This is a genomic window from Actinosynnema sp. NPDC004786 (assembly GCF_053601135.1).
Genome location: NZ_JBSGBG010000007.1, coordinates 77,271 through 95,704, shown reverse-complemented (window position 1 = coordinate 95,704; position 18,434 = coordinate 77,271). Strand labels below are relative to the sequence as shown.

Here is an 18,434-nt window from a genome sequence, read left to right as displayed (position 1 = left end):
GCAGAATCGGTCCAGCTACGCAAACGCAGCAACGTCGGTAACAGCGCGGACACGGGCGCTTGACACGACTCCGTGGCGCGAACCACACTCCCCCAAAACCTGGGAGCGCTCCCAGAACGTTCACCGCCGATCAACTGAGGAGTTCTCGTGCGCTACCGTCGAGCAGGCTTGGCCAAAGTCCTGGCCTGCACCGCAGTGCTTGCCGCAGTCGCCACGGCCTGTGGCTCGGGAGGGTCCGGCACGTCATCGGATGGCAAGGTCGAGCTGACCATCGCGACCTTCAACGAGTTCGGCTACGAGGAGCTCCTCAAGGAGTACGAGGCCGCCAACCCGAACGTCAAGGTCACGCAGCGCAAGACCGGCCAGGGCGCGCCGCACCACCAGAACCTGTTCACGAAGCTGGCCGCCGGCTCCGGCCTGGCCGACGTCGAGGCCGTCGAAGAGGGCTTCCTGAGCCAGGTCATGGCGAAGTCGGGCCAGTTCGAGGACCTCAAGGAGATCGGTCCGAAGGACGTCCGCGAGGACCGCTGGCTGCAGTGGAAGGTCGACGCCGTCACCACCAAGGACGGCAAGCTCATCGGCTACGGCACCGACATCGGCCCGCTGGCCATGTGCTACCGCAAGGACCTGCTGGAGGCCGCCGGCCTGCCGTCGGACCCCGAGGGCGTGAAGCCCCTGTTCGCCACCTGGGACTCGTACTTCGAGGCCGGTGACAAGTACGTCAAGGCGACGGGCAAGCCGTGGTTCGACTCGGCCGCGCAGATCTTCAACCCGATGCACAACCAGGCCAAGACCGGCTACTTCGACCGCGACGACAAGCTCGTGATCGAGACCAACGACGACAAGAAGATCTGGGACCAGGTCACCGGCGCCGTCGCGCGCGGCCAGTCGGCCAAGCTCGCCGCGTGGAGCCCGGAGTGGGAGACCGGCTTCAAGGAGTCGGCGTTCGCCACCAAGACCTGCCCGTCCTGGATGCTGGGCGTCATCGAGGGCAACGCCGGCCCCGACCACAAGGGCAAGTGGGCCGTCACGGCCGCGTTCCCGGGTGGCGGCGGCAACTGGGGCGGCTCGTACCTGACCGTCCCGAAGCAGGGCAAGAACAAGGCCGAGGCCGCCAAGCTGGCCGCGTGGCTGACCGCGCCGGAGCAGCAGATCAAGGCGTTCAAGGCCAAGGGCACCTTCCCGAGCCAGACCGAGGCCCTGATCTCCCCTGAGCTGCTGAACCAGACCAGCGAGTACTTCGGTGGCGAGAAGGTCGGCATGCTGTTCGCCGAGCAGGCCAACAAGGTCGCGGCCGCCCAGTACAAGGGCCCGAAGGACGGCGAGATCCAGGACAACGTGGTCTCCCCGGCGCTGACCTCGGTCGAGCAGGGCACCTCGCCCGAAGAGGCGTGGAACCAGGTCGTCGAGGGAGCCAAGAAGGCTGCCAAGTAATGACGACCGAACTCACGGTCACGCGCGGGCGGGGCTCCGAGCCCCGCCCGCCGCGGCGCGACGACAACGATGACATCGGTCCGGCGAAGCTCGGCTGGCGCTATCGGCTGACGAACCTGGACGTCAAGTACTCCCCGTACCTCTACATCGCCCCGTTCTTCATCCTGTTCGCGGTGGTGGGACTGTTCCCGCTGCTCTACACCGCGTACATCTCCCTGTTCGACTGGGAGCTGGGCGCCGACGAGCAGCCGTTCGTCGGGCTGGAGAACTACACCACCCTGTTGGCCGACTCGCAGTTCTGGAACGCGATGGTCAACACGATCAGCATCTTCGCGATGTCGACGGTGCCGCAGGTCATCATCGCGGTCCTGCTCGCCGCGCTGCTGAACACGGCGCTGCGCGGTCGCACCGGCTGGCGGATGGGCGTGCTGCTGCCCTACGTCGCCAGCCTCGTCGCGCTGACCATCATCTTCGGCGACCTGTTCGGCGTCCAGTACGGCTCGGTGAACGACGTCCTGGAGCTGTTCGGCATCGACCGCATCGACTGGCAGGCCGACCGCTGGTGGAGCCACGTCGCCATCGCGACCATGGTCAACTGGCGCTGGACCGGCTACAACGCGCTCATCGTGCTGGCCGCCATGCAGGCCATCCCGCGCGACATCTACGAGGCGGCCTGGGTGGACGGCGCGAGCAAGGTGCGCCAGTTCTTCAGCATCACGCTGCCCATGCTGCGCCCGACCCTGATCTTCGTCGTGGTCACCTCGACCATCGGCGGCCTGCAGATCTTCACCGAGCCGAAGCTGTTCGCCCCCTCGGGCAGCAGCAACGGCGGCGCGACCAACCAGTACCAGACGGTCGTGCTCTACATGTACCAGTCCGGTTTCCAGAGCTTCGACCTCGGCTACGCCTCGGCGATGGCCTGGGTCCTGTTCATCGTCATCATCGCGATCGCGGGGATCAACTTCCTGCTCACCCGCAGGCTCGCGTCGAGTGGGGAGGCGTGATGGCCACCGTCACCGACCGCCCGGCGCCGCGCGCCGCCGCGCCCGAGCGGTCGAAGCGCCGGCGCTCGAAGGCGGTGTCGCTCTCGGAGCGGCGACCGGGCTTCGTCGTCTACGGCATCCTGATCGCGTTCATCCTCGGCTCGGCGTTCCCGTTCTACTGGTCGTTCCTCGCCGCCAGCCACGACGACAGCACGTTCAAGTCCGAGGGGCCGCTGCTGCCCGGCGGGCACTTCTTCGCCAACGCCTCGCGGGTGCTGGACTCCATCCCGTTCTGGAAGGCGCTGGGCAACAGCGTCATCGTCTCCGGCACGGTCACGGTGTCCGTGGTGGTGCTCTCGACCCTGGCCGGATTCGCTTTCGCGAAGCTGAGGTTCAAGGGCCGCGGGCCGCTGATGGTGTTCGTGGTCGCCACGCTCGCCGTGCCCACGCAGCTCGGCATCATCCCGCTCTACATGGCGATGGCGGAGTTCGGCTGGTCCGGCACCCTCGGCGCGGTCATCATCCCCAACCTGGTGACCGCGTTCGGCGTGTTCTGGATGCGCCAGTACATCTCCGACGCCGTGCCCGACGAGCTGATCGAGGCGGCCCGCATGGACGGGTGCAGCATGATCCGCACGTTCTGGCACGTGTGCCTGCCCGCGGTGCGCCCGGCCGCCGCCATGCTGGGCATCTTCACGTTCATGATGTCGTGGAACGACTTCCTCTGGCCGCTGATCGTGCTCAACGCGGACAACCCGACGATGCAGGTCGCCCTGGAGAAGCTCCAGAGCGGCTACTACGTCGACAACTCGCTCGTGCTCGCCGGGACCACCATGGCCACGGTCCCGATTCTGATCGTCTTCCTCGTACTCGGTCGGCAGATCGTCGCCGGGATCATGCAGGGTGCTGTGAAGGGGTAGCTGTGGAGTCGATTTCCTTTCCCGAGGGATTCGTGTGGGGCGCCGCGACCGCGGCGTTCCAGATCGAAGGCGCGACCACCGCGGACGGTCGCACCGCGTCCATCTGGGACACGTTCTGCAAGATCCCCGGCGCGGTGGTGGGCGGTGACACCGGCGACCCGGCGGCCGATCACTACCACCGCGTCGACGAAGACGTCCAGCTGATGGTCGACCTCGGGCTGCACGCCTACCGGTTCTCCACCGCGTGGCCCCGCATCCGGCCGGACGGCGGTCCGGTCAACCAGCCCGGTCTCGACTTCTACTCCCGGCTGGTCGACAAGCTGCTCGAGAACAACATCACCCCGTGGCTGACGCTCTACCACTGGGACCTCCCGCAGACCCTGGAGGACGAGGGCGGCTGGGCCAACCGGGACACCGCGTACCGCTTCGCGGAGTACGCCGAGTCCGTGGTCGGCGCGCTGGGCGACCGGGTGGAGAACTGGACCACGCTCAACGAGCCGTGGTGCTCGTCGCTGCTCAGCTACGCCGCCGGCGTGCACGCGCCCGGCCGCCAGGAGCCGGAGGCCGCCGTCGCGGCCGTGCACCACCTGCTGCTGGCCCACGGCCTGGCCACCTCGGTGATCCGGGACCAGGCGCCGACCGCCAAGATCGGCATCACGCTCAACATGTACCCGATCATCCCGGCCAACCCGGAGGACCCGGCCGACCTCGACGCCGCGCGCCGGCTCGACGGCCTGCAGAACCGGATCTTCCTGGACCCGCTGTTCAAGGGCGAGTACCCGGCGGACATCGTGGAGGACCTGGAGCCGTACGGCTTCTCGAAGCACATCCGCGAGAACGACCTGGAGATCATCTCGGCCCCGTTGGACCAGCTGGGCGTCAACTACTACGCCGAGCACTTCGTCAGCGGCACCCCAGAGCCGGAGCCCGAGACGCCGGTCCAGACCAACGGCCGTCGCCCGACCGGGTCACCCTGGGTCGGCGCGGAGCACGTCTCGTTCCCGAGCCGCGGCCTGCCGCGCACCGACATGGACTGGGAGGTGCAGCCGGACGGCCTCTACAAGGTGCTCATGCGGGTGCACCAGGACTACCCCAGCATCCCGCTGTACGTGACCGAGAACGGCGCGGCCTACGTCGACTCGTTCAGCGACGACGGGTCGATCCGGGACACCGAGCGGCTCGGTTACATCGAGTCGCACCTGCGGGCGGCGCACGCGGCCATCGAGGCGGGTGTCGACCTGCGCGGTTACTTCGCGTGGTCGCTCATGGACAACTTCGAGTGGGCCGAGGGTTACGCCAAGCGGTTCGGGATCGTGCATGTCGACTACGAGACCCAGGTGCGGACGCCTAAGATGAGCGCCATGTGGTACTCGCAGGTTGCCCGTGGCAACACTCTCGCGGCGACGGTCGCTCCGTGACCGATGCCGTTGACCCGCCCAAGGCGCGACGACCCAACACCCGGCTCGAGGAGGTCGCCCGTGCAGCCGGGGTGTCGAAGTCGACCGTCTCCCGGGTGATCAACGGCGAGCCGTACGTCAGTTCGAGGGCGCGCGAGGCCGTGCACCAGGCCATCGGCAAGTTGGGGTACAGCCCCAACCAGGCGGCCCGCACGCTCGCGGGCAGCCGCGCCAACTGCATCGCGCTCGTCGTCTCCGAGCAGGGCAGCCGTGTGCTGGCCGACCCGTTCTTCGCCGGTGTGCTCCGCGGTGTGCACGCCGAGCTGGCGGGCAAGAGGGTCCAGCTCGTCCTCATGATGAGCAAGGAGGGCGACGAGCAGGACCTGGTCAACTACCTCTGCGGCGGCCACGTCGACGGCGTGCTGGTGATCAGCCTGCACGGGCAGGATCCCCTGCCCCGCACGCTCGCCGACGCGGGCCTGCCGACGGTGGTCGGCGGCCGGCCCCTCGGCGCGGGCGGCGTGCCCTATGTGGACTCGGACAACTTCAACGGCGCCATGGAGGCGGCCCGCTTCCTGGTCTCGCGGGGCCGCAAGCGGATCGCCACCATCGCCGGTCCGCGCGACATGGCGGTCGGTATGGACCGTTTGTCCGGTTGGAAGCGTGGGCTGAGCCAGGCCCGGCTCGACACCGACCTCGTCGCGTACGGCGACTTCACCCCCGAGAGCGGCGCGGTCGCCATGGCCGACCTGCTCCGGCGGGCGCCGGACCTGGACGCGGTGTTCGTCGGCGCGGACATCATGGCGCTGGGCGCGTTGCAGACCCTGCACGCGCACGGCAAGCGGGTGCCCGAGGACGTGGCCGTGGTCGGGTTCGACGACTTGATGATCGCCTCCACCGCGGTGCCGCCGCTGACCACGATCCGGCAGGACGTGGAGCAGTTGGGGCGCACGATGACGTGGCGGCTCATGGCGGAGCTGGCCGGCGAGGAGAACCTGCCGCCGTTCCTGCTCCTGCCGACTGCGATGGTCACCCGTTCGAGCGCCTGACGCCGAGCGCTGTTCTTCTCCACCCCACGACCCGGGCCGGTGCGGCCCGGGTCGTGGCGTTTTCGAATCGATTCGACAGCCGGTTCGACGGCCGTCGATGATCACGCACCGCACTTCACTCGGATGGCGCAACGGGACGCCCTTGCCGCCGACCGACGCCGCCGGCTACGGTCCAATCCTGCTGATCTGGGAGCGCTCCCAGAACGGTGGGTCGGGCGTCGAGCGCGTCCGGCGAATCCCTGACTCGCAGAGCCAGGGAGGAGGCGGATCCCTCTCGCCCACCGCCTCCTCCCACCCCGCGCAAAGGAGCGCAGCACGATGGCCCGACCCACTCCGCACGAGGCGGACCCCGCCCGGCCGGGCCATTCCCGCGCCGTCCGATCCGGTGCGCCCCGACGCGGCCGGGACGGCGACACCCCGGCTCCGGCTGCCCGGCCCGCGGCTGCCCGGTCGGACGGGTCCGGTGCGGCTGCCCCGCTCGCGGCTGCCCGGTCGGACGGGTCCGGTGCGGCTGCCCCGCTCGCGGCTATCCGGTCGGAGGAGCCGGGCGCGGCTGTGCGTGCGACGGTGTCGGCCAACCCGCCTGCGGCGGCCGGGTCGGACCAGCCCGCTGCGGTTCGGCGCGCGACGGCCCCGGCCGCTCCGCTCGCGGCCGCCCGGTCGGACCAGCCCGGTGCCGTCCGCCCCGCCGAGGAGCGCGGCGCGACCGCCCGCGCCGTTCGGCATGCGGCGGTCGTCCGGCCCGGCGCGACCCGGCGCTCCGACGCCCGTCCCCGCCGCGGCCACGCCGGCCGGCGCCTGCTCGCGCTGGCCTCGGCCGCCGTGGCGGCGCTCGGGGTCGTGCTCGTGACCGCCGCGGCCAGTCCCGCGGCGCAGCCCGCTGCCGCGGCGGCCGTCCCCGAGCAGCCGCACACCTGGCGCAACGTGGAGATCGCGGGCGGCGGGTTCGTGCCCGGCATCGTGTTCAGCCCCGCCGAGAAGAACCTCATCTACGCCCGCACCGACATCGGCGGCGCGTACCGGTGGGACCAGGCGACCGGGCGCTGGGTGCCCCTCCTGGACTGGGTCGGCTGGGACAAGTGGGGGTACAACGGCGTCGCCGGCATCGCGCCGGACCCCGCGAACGCCGAGAAGGTGTACGCCGCCGTCGGCATGTACACCAACAGCTGGGACCCCAACAACGGCGCGATCCTGCGCTCCGCCAACCGCGGCAAGACCTGGCAGCGCACCGAGCTGCCGTTCAAGGTCGGCGGCAACATGCCCGGTCGCGGCATGGGCGAGCGGCTCGCGGTCGACCCCAACGACGGCCGCGTCCTGTACTTCGGCGCGCCCAGCGGCAAGGGCCTGTGGCGCAGCACGGACAGCGGCGTCACCTGGTCGCAGGTCACGAGCTTCCCCAACCCCGGCAACTACGTCGCCGACCCCAACGACACCAACGGCTACTCCAACGACATCCAGGGCGTCGTCTGGGTGACCTACGACCCGCGCTCCTCCACGGCGGGCAACCCCACCAAGACCATCTACGTCGGCGTCGCCGACAAGGAGAACACCGTCTACCGCAGCACGGACGCGGGCACGACGTGGACCCGGCTGGCCGGCCAGCCCACGGGCTACATCGCGCACAAGGGCGTGCTCGACACCGCGGGCGGCTTCCTCTACCTGGCCACCAGCGACACCGGCGGCCCCTACGACGGCGGCAAGGGCGACGTCTGGAAGTACGACACCGCCACCGGCGCGTGGACCCGGATCAGCCCGATCCCGTCGACCAGCTCGGACGACTACTTCGGCTACAGCGGCCTGACCATCGACCGCCGGAACCCGAACACGCTGATGGTCGCCACCCAGATCTCCTGGTGGCCGGACATCATCCTCTTCCGCAGCACCGACGGCGGCGCGACGTGGACCCGCGCGTGGGACTTCACGAGCTACCCCGACCGCAGCTTCCGCTACACCATGGACATCAGCTCCTCGCCGTGGCTGAGCTGGGGCGCGAACCCGCAGCCGCCGGAGGTCACACCGAAGCTCGGCTGGATGGTCGAGTCGCTGGAGATCGACCCGTTCGACTCCGACCGGATGATGTACGGCACCGGCGCGACCATCTACGGCACCACGGACCTGCGCAAGTGGGACACCGGCGGCAAGATCACGATCAAGCCGACCGCCGCGGGCCTGGAGGAGACCGCGGTGCTCGACCTGATCAGCCCGCCCACCGGCGCGGCCCCGCTGATCAGCGGTCTCGGCGACATCGGCGGGTTCCGGCACGTGGACCTGGCCAAGGTGCCGTCGATGATGTTCCTCCAGCCGAACTTCACCTCGACCACGAGCCTGGACTTCGCCGAGAACAACGCCTCGGTGATGGTCCGCTCCGGCAACGTCGACGGCTCGGCGCACGTCGCGTTCTCCACCGACGGCGGCGCGAACTGGTTCGCGGGCAGCGAGCCCGGCGGCGTCACGGGCGGCGGCACGGTCGCGGCCGCGGCGGACGGCAGCCGGTTCGTGTGGAGCCCGGCCGGCGCGGCCGTGCACTACTCGGTGGGCTTCGGCAACTCGTGGGCCCCGTCCGCGGGCATCCCGGCGGGCGCCGTGGTCGAGTCCGACCGGGTCAACCCGAACAAGTTCTACGGTCTGGCCAACGACACCGTGTACGTCAGCACGGACGGCGGCGCCACGTTCACCGCCGGCGCGACCGCCGACGTCGGCAAGCTGCACGCGGTGCCGGGCCACGAGGGCCACGTCTGGCTGGTCGGCGAGGGCGGCCTGTTCCGCTCCACCGACTCGGGCCGCACGGTCACCGCGGTCCCCGGCGTGACCTCGGGCGTCAACATCGGCTTCGGCAAGCCCGCGGCGGAGAAGACCTACCCGGCGCTCTACGCGGTGCTGACCATCGACGGCAAGACCGGCGTCTACCGGTCCGACGACGACACCGGCCGGTACTGGGTGCGGATCAACGACGACCAGCACCAGTACGGCAACATGGGCGAGGCGATCACCGGCGACCCGCGCGTCTACGGACGCGTCTACCTGGGCACCAACGGCCGCGGCATCCTCGTCGCGGAGCCGAGCGGCGAGCCCGGCAACACCAGTTCCGTCACGCACCCCACGGACACGTCGCCGAGCAGCCGGACGTCGACCACGACCACGACGACAACCACCACCACCACGAGCACCACTGGCACGACGACGGTCACCGACCAGCCGCCACCCGGCTGCTCGGTCCAGTACCGGGTCACGAGCCAGTGGGGAGGTGGCTTCACCGGCTCGGTGAAGATCACCAACCAGGGCGCCGGCGCCATCACGGGCTGGAACCTGGGCTGGTCGTTCGCGAACGGCCAGCGGATCACCAACAGCTGGAACGGCAAGGCGTCGCAGAGCGGCGCCGCCGTGACGGTGAGCAACGAGGGCTGGAACGGGACCATCGCAGCGGGAGGCTCGGTGGACTTCGGATTCCAGGCGAGCTGGCAGGGCAGCAACGTCTCACCCGCCGGCTTCACGCTGAACGGCAGGTCCTGTTCCTCGGTCTGAGGACGAACTATCGCAGCCCTCGTTTGGCCTGGCGGCGCAGCTGCATTATCCGGGCTGCGCCGACCAGGGCCACCAGGATCGCCCCCGCGATCGCCGCGAACAGCAGCGCCACGCCCAGCGGCAGCGTGCCCGACGCGCCCAGGAAGTGGATCGTGGCGCCGGTGAGGTTCTGCAGGATGAACACCAGCAGGACGATCAGCACCACGATCGAGGCCAGCACGGCGACCCACGTGCCGCTGATCCGGGTGCGCTTCAGCTTCGGCTGCGGACCCGCCGGGTGGTCGGGCACGCCCGGACCGCCGACCGACGGCTCGACGTCGCGCCGACCCACCGCCGGCGGGCCGTCCGGGATCGGGCTCGTGGGCAGCGCTTCGGTGCGGTCGTCGTCACGCGGCGTGGTCACGTCGTGATTATCGGTCCGCCTCCGCCGGCCCGCCAATCAACCGCACGGGCGGCGGTACTCCAGCGCGCCGCCCGCGCCGACGTACTGCTGCCACTCCTCGTGGCTGAGGTGGGTGGTGACGCCCGCGCACATCTCGCGCACCGCCGTGTCGAAGTCGAACTCCCACGAGCGCGTCGTGCCGTTGGACTTCGACGTGACGACGACGGTCGGGCTGTCGCCGAACCCGACCGCGTAGACGCCCTTGGTGAGGCCGTTGATCCGGCCGCGCTCGGCCGGCCGCCGCGGGTCGGCGACGTCCCACAGCGCCACCTTGTCCTGGGTGCCGACGGTGGCGAGGGCCCGGTCGTCGGCGCGGAACCCCAGCGCCTGCACCGCGCCCCGGTGCGCCTTGTCGGACCACAGCTCGACCCGCTTGCCCTCCTCGGTCAGGTCGAAGAGGCTGACCTGGCCCTTCGCCGTGCCCAGCGCCAGCGTGCGCCGGTCGTGCGACAGGGCGGCCGACGTGATGTCCCACCCGAGGTCCAGCTGCGCGACCCGCGCCGGGCGCGCCGGGACCGACACGTCCCAGAGCCGGACGACGCCCAGCACGTCATAGGTCACGACGACCTCGCCGTCCGGGCTGTAGCCGACGCCCAGCACGGGGCGGGAGTGGCCGGGCAGGCGGGACGCCAGGACCGGCCGGGCCGGGTCCGCCCAGTCCCACACCGCCACCTCGGCGTCCGCGCCCGCCGTGACCAGGGTGCGCGCGGCGGCCGGGTCGAGCGCGATGCGGTCCACCCGGAAGTCGAAGGTGTGCGCGACCTCGAAGGTCACGTCGGTGACGTCCCAGACCTTCGCCGACCCGTCCACCAGCGTGGTGGCGAACGCCTGGTTGTCGCGGTTCACCGCGATCGACGTCACCGTCTCGTCGGCGGGCCCGAGCACGCGCGTGTTCGCCTGCGGCACGCCGTCCGGGCTGCGCGCCTGCGCGGAGGCGAACGCCGCGCGCACCGCCATGTCGCGCTGGTGCGTGGCGTTCGCGCTGAGCACGCCGTCGCGGGTCTCGTCGTTGGGGTCGAGGTGGTACGCGGCGATGGCGAGCTGGTCGGCGAGCTGCGGGTCGCTGCTGCGCTGCGCCTGCGACTGGTTGGCCACGTACCAGGCGGTGGAGGACTTCCAGCCCGCCGCGGCCTCCTTCTGGGCGTCGATCGCGAGCACCACGGCCGTGCCGGCGAGCGCCAGCAGCACCGCCAGCAGCGCGACGAGCTGGCGCAGCCGCCGGGTCCGCCGGTGCGCGAGCTGCCGCTCCCGGTCGCGGGCCTGGAGGCTCTCGGCCAGGAAGTCGCGTTCCTGAGCGCTCGGGCGCACCCCGCCGCGCTGCGTCCACTCGACCGCGGCGTCCAGCCGGGCGCCCCGGTACAGCGCGTCCGGGTCGCGGCCGAGCGATTCCCAGGTCGCCGCGGCCTCCGTGAGCCGGCGCATGGTGCGCAGCCCCTCGCGGTCCTCGGCCAGCCAGCCGCGCAGGCGGGGCCAGGACCGGATCAGCGCCTCGTGCGCGATCTCCACCGTGTCGCGGTCCAGGGTGAGCAGCCGGGCGTGCGCGAGCCGGTCGAGCACGACGTCCACGTCCACGTCGTGGTCCAGCTCGGACCGGGGCAGCCGCCGCTTGGTGTCCTCGGTGCCGTCGCCGAGCGCGGTGAGCCGCAGGAACACCTGCCGGGCCACTGCGCGCTGGTGCCGTTCCAGCGACGTGTAGGTGCGCTCGGCGGTCTGCGCGATGGCGTGCTGGATGCCGCCCGCGGCCTCGTAGCCGGCCAGGGTCAACGTGGTGCCGCGCCGGCGTCGCCAGGTCTCCAGCAACGCGTGCGACATCAGCGGCAGCACGCCCGCCTGGCCGGTGGCGTCGGCGACGAGCCGGGACACCAGCGCCGTCTCCACCGTGCACGACGCCTTCACGGCCGGCTGCATGATCACCTGGCGCAGCTCCTCTGGGCCCATCGGCCCGAGCAGCACCTGGCCGTCGGTCAGCGCCTCCACCAGCGCCGGGTGCTGCGCGCAGTGCCCGTAGAAGTCGGCCCGCACGCCGAGCACGACCTTGCCCGGGGCGGCCAGGAGCGCGTCGACGTAGGCGGTGCGCCGGTCCGCGTCCGGCCACAGCGTGAAGACCTCTTCGAACTGGTCCACGATCACCAGGTCCGCGTCGAGGTCCGGCTCGGCGGTCAGGCTGGGGGAGGTGACCACGACCCGGCCGGACAGCCGCGGCACCAGGCCGGCGCGCAGCAGCGACGACTTGCCCGCGCCGGACGCGCCGAACACCGCCACGAGCCGGCGGTGCGAGAGGCGCTGCTCCAGCTCGTCCAGCAGGTGGTCGCGGCCGAAGAACCACTCGGCGTCCTCGGTGCCGTAGGCGGCCAGACCCGCGTACGGCGGGTGGCCCTCGTCGGGACCGGGCTCGGGGGTGGGCAGCACCTCGGCGGCGACCTGCCGCCACCGGTCCTCCCACTCGGCCACGTCGCCCTCGCACGCGCGCACGTAGGCCAGCGTCACCGCCAGCGTGGGCAGCTTGCGCCCGCCCGCGGCGTCCGACAGCGTCGTCGCCGAGTAGTGGGCGCGCGCGCCGAGCTGTCGGTAGCTGTACCCGCCCGCCTTGTCCCGCAGCGACCTGAGGTCGGCGGCGAACTTGAGCAGCGGGCTGTCACCGACGTCCAACGGGCGCTCTCCACGCGGCACCGGTCACCCCCTGGCTGTCCTGCGACGATTGTCCGCGTCGGCAAACGTGTCGTCCAGGCTGTCAGACCGGCGGCCGAAGCGCCTCCGCTTCCGACGACTGCATTCGGGTGAAGCCGTCCGGCCCGCGTTCCGCGGGCGATTCGGCTCCGGACGCCTCCCGGCGTGCGCCCCGCTCGCCGGTGGTTCGGGCTCCGGTGCAGGTCAACGGCCTGTTGTCGCGGGTCGTCACCCGGTCTTCCGGTGGGCGTGGCGGCCGGTCCGTCGTCGGTGGCCCTTGTTGCGGTCGGTGACCAACACGCGTCACGCACTTCGGGCCCGGCCCGTGACCTCGGGCGTGTTGGTGACAATGCGTAGTGGTGTCGGTACATGCCGGTATGTACCGGGCGTGTACCGGTCGTCGGCACGATGGGTGGTGCGGGGGCGGCGACCAGGGGGCGCCGTCCCCCGCGCCGCTAGGCTGGCCGGGGTGCCCCGCCTGATCGCGCTGAACGGCCCGCCCGGCTGCGGGAAGTCGACCATCGCCCGCCGGTACGCCGAGGACCACCCGCCCGCGTTGGCGCTGGACGTCGACCGGGTGCGCGACCTGATCGCGGGCGACCTCGGCGAAGCGGGCCGGCTGGCCCGGGACATCGCCGTCGCCGCCGCGCGCGTGCACCTGACCGCCGGTCACGACGTGGTGGTGCCGCAGTTCCTCGGCCGCCCGGAGTTCCTGGACCGGCTGTCCGCCCTGGCCGCCGAGGTGGGCGCGGCCTACCACGAGGTCGTGCTGACGGACACGAAGGCCAACGCGATCCGCCGCTTCACCGAGCGCGGCACCGTCCGGGCGACCCCGGCCGAGCTGTCCGCCATGCACGACGCCCTGCAACGGATCATCGCCACCCGGTCGCCCGTGGTCATCCCCTCCGCGGAGGGCGACCCGACCCGCACCTACCGCTCGCTCCTGGCCGTCCTGAACGGTGAACTCACGCGTTCCGAACGTAGGACACACGCGACCTGAACGTAGGACACGCGCGTGTGTCCTACGTTGGGAACGCGTGTGTCCTACGTTCGGAACAGGTGAGTTGAACGTTCAGGACAGGGCCGTGGTCACGTAGGGGTCGGGGTCGGCCAGGATCGCGCGGACGGCGGTGGTCGCCGCGCCCCGCACGGCGGCCTCCGCGCCCAACGACGACGCCACCACGCGCACGCGCGACCACTCCGCGCTCACCACCCGCCGGTCCAGCTCCGCGTGCAGCGGCTCCTGCAACCACGGCTCCAGCCGGGCGTACGTGCCGCCCAGCACGACGGTCGGCAGGTCCAGCAGGTTCACCGCGCCGGACAGCGCCACCCCCAACCACCGCGCCGCCGAACGGACCGCCGTCGTCGCCGTCCGGTCGCCCGCCGCGAGCCTGGCCAGCAGCTCGTCCACCCCCGTCACGCCCGCCGCGCGCACGATCTCGTCCTGCCCGGCCAACCGCTCCAGGCACCCCCGCGACCCGCACGCGCACGCCGGCCCCCGCGGGTCGACCGACAGGTGCCCGATCTCGCCCCCGAACCCGGACACGCCCTCGAACAACGCCCCGTTCACCACGATGCCCGCGCCGATGCCGACCTCGCCGGAGACGTGCAGGAAGTCCGTCGCCACGTCCCCGTGCCACAGCTCGGCCAACGCGGCCAGGTTCGCCTCGTTGCCCACCAGCACCGGCACGTCGAGCCCCAGCCGCCGGGTCAGCTCCCCGCGCACGTCCACCTCGCGCCACCCCAGGTTCGGCGCGAGCCGCAGCGACCCGCCGGCCACCTCCACCAGACCCGGCACGGCCACGCCCACGCCGCCGATCGGCACGTCCTGCTTCGCCGCCGTCCGCACCGCCGTGGCCACCCTCGCCAGGACGCGGGCGGGGGAGGAGGCGCGGTTGTCGCCCGCCCGCACCGACCGCGCCCGCACCCGCCCGGTCAGGTCGACCAGGCACGTGGCGAGGTAGTCCACCCCGATCTCCACGCCGAGCCCGTGCGGCCCGGTCGGCGACAGGTGCAGCGCCGTGCCGCGCCGGCCGGGGCCGGACCGGGCCTGCGCCTCGCCCTCGGCGACGAGCCCCGCGCCGATCATCCGGTCCACCAGGCTCGACACGGTGGCCTTCGTCAACCCGGTGCGGGCGGCCACGGCGGCCCGCGACGAGCCGGGGGCGGCGGCGATGGCGTCGAGCACCAGGGCGGAGTTGTGCCGTCGCACGGTGTGCTGGCCCGCGGGCTGTGGTCTGGACACCACTGGATACTAGCGGCTGAGTGCGATAAGTTCAGGCATCAAACTTATTGGAGGTGCCCTCGTGGACAAGTTCAGCTTCGGCCTGTGGACGGTCGGCTGGCCGGGACGCGACCCGTTCGGCGACGCGACCCGCCCCCCGCTGGACGCCCCGCACGCGGTGCGCAAGCTCTCGGAACTCGGTGCGTGGGGCATCACGTTCCACGACGACGACCTGTTCCCCTTCGGCTCCGACGCGGCCGAGGTGGACCGGCGGGTCGCGGCGTTCCGCGCGGCGCTGGACGAGACCGGCCTGGTCGTGCCCATGGTGACCACCAACCTGTTCACCCACCCGGTGTTCAAGGACGGCGGCTTCACCAGCAACGACCGCTCGGTGCGCCGGTTCGCCCTGCGCAAGGTGCTGCGGAACATGGAGCTGGCGGCCGAGCTGGGCGCGCAGACCATCGTGCTGTGGGGCGGCCGGGAAGGCTCCGAGGTGGACGCGGGCAAGCCCGTGGCCGCCGCCCTCGACCGCTACCGCGAAGCCATCGACACGGTCGCCCAGTACTCGGTGGACCAGGGCTACGGCTTCCGCTTCGCCCTGGAGCCCAAGCCGAACGAGCCGCGCGGCGACATCCTGCTGCCGACGATCGGCCACGCCCTGGCGTTCATCTCGACGCTGGAGCACCACGAGCTGGTCGGCGTGAACCCCGAGGTCGGCCACGAGCAGATGGCGGGCCTCAACTTCGTGCACGGCATCGGCCAGGCGCTGTGGCAGGGCAAGCTCTTCCACATCGACCTCAACGGCCAGAAGGGCCCGCGCTACGACCAGGACTTCGTGTTCGGCCAGGGCGACCTGCTGTCCGCGTTCTTCCTGGTGGACCTGCTGGAGAACGGCGGCTACGAAGGCCCGCGGCACTTCGACTACAAGCCGCTGCGCACCGAGGACTTCGACGGCGTGTGGGAGAGCGCCGCGGCCAACATGCGCACCTACAAGCTCCTGCGCGAGCGGGCGGCGGCTTTCCGCGCCGACCCCGAGGTGCAGGAGGCGCTCAAGTACAGCGGCGTGTACGAGCTGGCCGAGCCCACCCTGAACCCGGGCGAGTCGATCGCGGACTTCATCAAGGCCGACGACGTCGACCCGACCACCGCCGCCGAGCGCGGCTTCGGGTTCGTGCGCCTGTCGCAGCTGGCCACCGAGCACCTGCTGGGCGCGCGCTGATGGCGCTCGTCGCGGGCGTCGACTCGTCCACCCAGTCCTGCAAGGTGGTGGTGCGCGACGCGGACACCGGAGCCCTTGTGCGACAAGGACGTGCGGCGCACCCGGCGGGCACCGAGGTGCACCCCTCCGCGTGGTGGGACGCCCTCCAGACGGCCATCGCGGACGCGGGCGGCCTGGACGACGTGGCCGCCGTGTCGGTGGCCGCGCAGCAGCACGGCATGGTGACGCTGGACGAGTCCGGCGAGGTGGTCCGGCCGGCGCTGCTGTGGAACGACACCCGTTCCGCGGGGGCGGCGGCCGAGCTGACCGCCGAGCTGGGCGGTCCGGACAAGTGGGCGGACGCGATCGGCAGCGTGCTGGTCGCCTCGCTCACCGTGACCAAGCTGCGGTGGCTCGCGGCCACCGAGCCGGAGTCCGCCGCGCGCACGGCCGCGGTGTGCCTGCCGCACGACTGGCTCACGTGGAAGCTGGCCGGCGCGACGTCGCTCGACGCGCTGACCACCGACCGCAGCGACGCCAGCGGCACGGGCTACTGGTCGCCGTCCACCGAGGACTACCGGCCGGACCTGCTGGAGCTGGCGCTGGGCAAGGTCGTCGCGGTGCCGCGCGTGGTCGGCCCGGCCGAGCTGGTCCACGGCCGGTTCGGCGCGGGCGCGGGCGACAACGCGGCGGCGGCGCTCGGCGTGCAGGCCCAGCCGGGCGACGTCGTGGTGTCGATCGGCACGTCCGGCACGGCGTTCGCGCGGTGGCCGAGCCCGGTCACCGACGGCACCGGCATCGTCAACGGGTTCGCCGACGCCGAGGGCGGCCACCTGCCGCTCGTGGCCACGCTGAACGCGTCACGCGTGCTCACGGCGACGTCGTCCGTGCTCGGGGTCGACCTGGCGGACCTGTCCGACCTGGCCCTGAGCGCGCCCGCCGGGGCGGACGGGCTCGTGCTCGTGCCGTACCTGGAGGGGGAGCGGACGCCGAACAAGCCCGACTCCACCGGCGCGCTGCACGGCATGCGGCTGGACACCATGACCCCGGCGCACCTGGCGCGTGCCGCGGTCGAGGGCCTGCTGTGCAGCCTGGCGGACGCGATCGACGCGTTGCGGGCGCTGGGCATGCCGGTCAACCGGGTGCTGCTGATCGGCGGCGGGGCGCGGATGCCCGCCGTGCAGCGGCTCGCGCCCGCGGTGTTCGGCTGCCCGGTCGTCGTGCCGTCGCCGAGCGAGTACGTGGCCGACGGCGCGGCCCGGCAGGCGGCGTGGGCGGTCGGCGGCGCGGACACCCCGCCGCTGTGGTCGGAGCTGGCGTCGACCTCGGTCGAGGCCGACCCGACCCCGTGGGTGCGGGAGCGCTACGCCGCCGCGCGGGAGCTGACGGTCAACCGCTGAGATGACCCGGAGGGGGCGTTCCCGGCCGCGGGAGCGCCCCCTCCGCCCATGCACGTCGGGGTTCGTCATCCCCGGGCCGAGCGGCCCCCTCTACGGCGCGCCGGGGGCGTCAACCGAAAGCGAGCGGTCTACGGCGCGTCGGCCAGGACCTCCTCGACCACCCGGCGCGGCCCGACCGACCCGGCGGCGCGTGCCGCCGCGCCCGCGTCTACCCGCCGCAACGCGCGGAGGAAGTCGGCGATCGAGAGCGCGAACGCCACCATGTCGTCGATGAGGTCCGGGGCCGCCGTCCGCCCGTTCAGCCACCGCGGACCGACCACGGGAACGGGTAGCCCTCGGCCGGCTCGCCCAGGGCCAGTGACACCGGCACCGGGACGGGCAGCCGGGGCGCGAGGACCGGCAGCCGGCGGTGCTCCGAGGGTCAGGCGTGCGACAGCGCGAACGCGCTCAGGAAGCCCGCCACGGTCGCGAGGCCGACCAGCAGGTGGGCGTCGTCGAACGCCTCGGGGATCATCGTGTCGGCGACCATCGACAGGATCGCGCCGCCCGCGAACGCGGTGATCGCGGCCAGCCACTGCGGCGGCGCGCCCGCCAGCAGCCCGTAGCCCGCCATCGCCGCCAGGCCGCTGACCAGCGCTATTCCGGTCCACAACCCGAACACGTACCGCTTCGACCGGCCGGCCCGCCGCATGCCCGCCGCCGACGACAAGCCCTCCGGCACGTTGCTGATGAACACCGCCGCCACCGTCACCGCGCTGACCCCGCCGCCACCGAGCAGGCTCGCCCCGATCACCACCGACTCGGGGATGCCGTCCAGCAGCGCGCCGATCGCGATCGCCGTGCCCGACCCGCTCTGCTCCGACTCCGACGGCTGCAACCCGCCCGACCGCTTCCGGTGGCGTGCGCCGCGCTTGGCCAACACCACGTTCGCCGCCGTGTAGACCACCGCGCCGAGCGCGGCCCCCAGGGCCGTCGGCAGCAGGCCGCCCAGCTCGTGCGCCTCGTCGATCAGGTCGAACGACACCGCCGACATCAGCACGCCGCTGCCGAACCCCATCACGCCGGCCACCACGTCGCGCGGCACCTTCGTCAGGAAACCCACGAGCGCGCCGACGAGCAACGCCGACCCGGCCAGCAACCCCCACCCCGCCGCCTCCAGCACCCGACCTCCCCCGTGTCGCACCCGGCCCGCGCGGGT

General features: G+C 72.2%; 14 protein-coding genes. 9 read left to right on the top strand and 5 right to left on the bottom strand.

What is annotated here, in order from left to right; all coding sequences use genetic code 11:
* Positions 1-147 precede the first annotated feature (147 nt).
* The 6 genes from ACWEFJ_RS08405 to ACWEFJ_RS08380 all read left to right on the top strand — a co-directional run bounded on the left by ACWEFJ_RS08405 (position 148) and on the right by ACWEFJ_RS08380 (position 9,305).
* Entirely contained in the window at positions 148-1,434 is a 1,287-nt protein-coding gene (locus ACWEFJ_RS08405; protein ID WP_378093446.1) for an ABC transporter substrate-binding protein, read from the top strand.
* Entirely contained in the window at positions 1,434-2,438 is a 1,005-nt protein-coding gene (locus tag ACWEFJ_RS08400) for a carbohydrate ABC transporter permease (protein WP_378093444.1), read from the top strand. Before ACWEFJ_RS08405 ends, ACWEFJ_RS08400 begins: the two co-directional genes overlap by 1 nt.
* Complete coding sequence (locus ACWEFJ_RS08395) at positions 2,438-3,337, top strand: carbohydrate ABC transporter permease (RefSeq protein ID WP_378093442.1); 900 nt, start codon at positions 2,438-2,440, stop codon at positions 3,335-3,337. Before ACWEFJ_RS08400 ends, ACWEFJ_RS08395 begins: the two co-directional genes overlap by 1 nt.
* An 11-nt stretch (positions 3,338-3,348) precedes the next feature.
* Positions 3,349-4,755, top strand: a complete 1,407-nt coding sequence (locus tag ACWEFJ_RS08390) for a GH1 family beta-glucosidase (RefSeq protein WP_378093471.1) — start codon at positions 3,349-3,351, stop codon at positions 4,753-4,755.
* Positions 4,752-5,783: a LacI family DNA-binding transcriptional regulator gene (locus ACWEFJ_RS08385; RefSeq protein WP_378093440.1), complete on the top strand. Its 1,032-nt coding sequence runs from the start codon at positions 4,752-4,754 to the stop codon at positions 5,781-5,783. Before ACWEFJ_RS08390 ends, ACWEFJ_RS08385 begins: the two co-directional genes overlap by 4 nt.
* 555 nt (positions 5,784-6,338) lie before the next feature.
* Positions 6,339-9,305, top strand: coding sequence for a cellulose binding domain-containing protein (locus ACWEFJ_RS08380; RefSeq protein ID WP_449713312.1), 2,967 nt, complete (start codon positions 6,339-6,341; stop codon positions 9,303-9,305).
* 7 nt (positions 9,306-9,312) lie between these two features.
* Here the strand turns inward: ACWEFJ_RS08380 and ACWEFJ_RS08375 are convergent, their stop codons facing one another.
* Complete coding sequence (locus ACWEFJ_RS08375) at positions 9,313-9,708, bottom strand: LapA family protein (RefSeq protein WP_378093435.1); 396 nt, start codon at positions 9,706-9,708, stop codon at positions 9,313-9,315.
* 36 nt (positions 9,709-9,744) lie between these two features.
* Positions 9,745-12,396, bottom strand: a complete 2,652-nt coding sequence (locus tag ACWEFJ_RS08370) for an nSTAND1 domain-containing NTPase (RefSeq protein WP_449713311.1) — start codon at positions 12,394-12,396, stop codon at positions 9,745-9,747.
* A 487-nt stretch (positions 12,397-12,883) separates the two neighbouring features.
* Here ACWEFJ_RS08370 and ACWEFJ_RS08365 point away from each other — a divergent pair, with 487 nt between their 5' ends.
* Positions 12,884-13,414 carry an AAA family ATPase gene (locus ACWEFJ_RS08365; protein WP_449713310.1) on the top strand — a complete coding sequence of 177 codons (531 nt, stop codon included), beginning with the start codon at positions 12,884-12,886 and terminating at the stop codon, positions 13,412-13,414.
* A 72-nt stretch (positions 13,415-13,486) separates the two neighbouring features.
* On the opposite strand, the gene ACWEFJ_RS08360 is transcribed toward ACWEFJ_RS08365, so the two are convergent.
* Positions 13,487-14,659, bottom strand: coding sequence for an ROK family protein (locus ACWEFJ_RS08360; RefSeq protein ID WP_449713309.1), 1,173 nt, complete (start codon positions 14,657-14,659; stop codon positions 13,487-13,489).
* Between the two features lie 61 nt (positions 14,660-14,720).
* Between ACWEFJ_RS08360 and xylA the strand changes: the two genes are divergently transcribed.
* Together xylA and ACWEFJ_RS08350 are read left to right on the top strand one after the other, a co-directional pair.
* Positions 14,721-15,857: a xylose isomerase gene (gene xylA / locus ACWEFJ_RS08355; protein ID WP_378094108.1), complete on the top strand. Its 1,137-nt coding sequence runs from the start codon at positions 14,721-14,723 to the stop codon at positions 15,855-15,857.
* On the top strand, positions 15,857-17,236 hold the full coding sequence (locus ACWEFJ_RS08350) for a xylulokinase (RefSeq protein ID WP_449713308.1): 1,380 nt from the start codon (positions 15,857-15,859) through the stop codon (positions 17,234-17,236). Before xylA ends, ACWEFJ_RS08350 begins: the two co-directional genes overlap by 1 nt.
* Positions 17,237-17,364: 128 nt before the next feature.
* On the opposite strand, the gene ACWEFJ_RS08345 is transcribed toward ACWEFJ_RS08350, so the two are convergent.
* Together ACWEFJ_RS08345 and ACWEFJ_RS08340 are read right to left on the bottom strand one after the other, a co-directional pair.
* A complete protein-coding gene (locus ACWEFJ_RS08345) occupies positions 17,365-17,556 on the bottom strand; it encodes a hypothetical protein (RefSeq protein ID WP_449713307.1) in 192 nt (63 codons plus the stop codon).
* Positions 17,557-17,657: 101 nt separating this feature from the next.
* Positions 17,658-18,398, bottom strand: a complete 741-nt coding sequence (locus ACWEFJ_RS08340) for a ZIP family metal transporter (protein ID WP_449713306.1) — start codon at positions 18,396-18,398, stop codon at positions 17,658-17,660.
* Positions 18,399-18,434: the final 36 nt, after the last annotated feature.